We start from the raw sequence: 1175 nt of genomic DNA, 5'->3' as shown, positions 1-1175 counted from the left end.
GATCAAAGAGGGAAGGAAGCGCTGGAAGCTATTTCCAAGGCTCATTCAGTGCTGACGGCAGACCTGTCTAATCTTGAAGAAACTAAGCTGCTGGCTGAGAAAGTAAATCAACTCGGTTCATTTGACGCCATTATTCACAATGCAGGTGTATATCATGCCTCCGGTGACTTGATAGTAAAGGTAAATACTTTAGCTCCATACATTCTGACTTGTTTAATTAAGCCACCGAAACGGTTGGTATATATGAGTTCTAGCATGCATACTGGTGGGCAACCCAGGTTAGGTCAATTAGCCAGTGATTTTAGCAAGATAAGCTATTCAGACTCTAAACTTCATGATTTGATCTTAGCCAAAGCAGTCGCCCGCTTGTGGCCTGATGTCTATTCCAATGCCGTTGACCCAGGTTGGGTCCCTACAAAAATGGGAGGGGCTAGAGCCCCTGATAGTTTACAGAAGGGCCATGAAACACAGGCTTGGTTAGCTGTTAGTGATGATTTAGAGGCAACCGTCAGCGGCCATTATTTTTACCATCAAAAGACTCAAGCATATCAAAATGTGGCTGATGATATCAATGTGCAGGAAGAGTTTCTTAAGACTTGTGAACAGCTAACAAGAGTCACGTTTCCAAAAGAATAAGGTTGAACAAATCTAATTTATTCACTCAGCCATTTCTTAATTGATTCCTGATAAGATCTACTGCTTTTTAATGTAGTATGATTAGTTAATTCAAATTGATAGGTGCCATTATTGAGATACTTCCACGTTTTGATCTTTTGCACATTAATTATATTAGAGCGATGTACTCTTCTAAAATGGGGAGGCAACTGGTTGCTAATAATTTCGAGTGACTGGCGGTAAAGATAGTTGTTCTTGAGGGTTTGGATTTGAATATACTCCGAATCGGATACAATACAGCATACCTCTATAATATTGATCTGTTTTATTAAACCCTTTTCTTTGATTTCAATATGCTCCAAATACTCAGGGGCGGTTTTTTTCATTCGCTGCCAAAGGTGTTCAATGCGCTCATTAAACATAACTTTCTGATGCATTTCAATTTGTTGCTTTGCTTTATTGATAACCTTGGTAAATTCTTCAAGACTAAATGGTTTCAACAAATAGCCTATTGCTTCAAGCTCGAAAGCCTTCACTGCATGTTGGTCATAAGCTGTTAT

At 39.2% G+C, this 1175-nt stretch carries 2 protein-coding genes; one reads left to right on the top strand and one right to left on the bottom strand.

The genetic code is table 11. The features are described from left to right. On the top strand, positions 1-636 hold a 636-nt coding region (locus E1140_RS21205; RefSeq protein ID WP_185153318.1), incomplete at its 5' end, for a Rossmann-fold NAD(P)-binding domain-containing protein. A 17-nt stretch (positions 637-653) separates the two neighbouring features. Here E1140_RS21205 and E1140_RS00250 read toward each other — a convergent pair. Next, positions 654-1175 (bottom strand): LytR/AlgR family response regulator transcription factor (locus tag E1140_RS00250; protein ID WP_185153317.1); only part of this gene is annotated, 522 nt, incomplete at its 5' end.

The sequence above is a fragment of the Fulvivirga lutimaris genome (genome assembly GCF_009711525.1).
GTDB classification, from domain to species: domain Bacteria; phylum Bacteroidota; class Bacteroidia; order Cytophagales; family Cyclobacteriaceae; genus Fulvivirga; species Fulvivirga lutimaris.
Note: the sequence above shows the minus strand (reverse complement) of the source record. Positions and strands in the feature narration are given on the sequence as shown.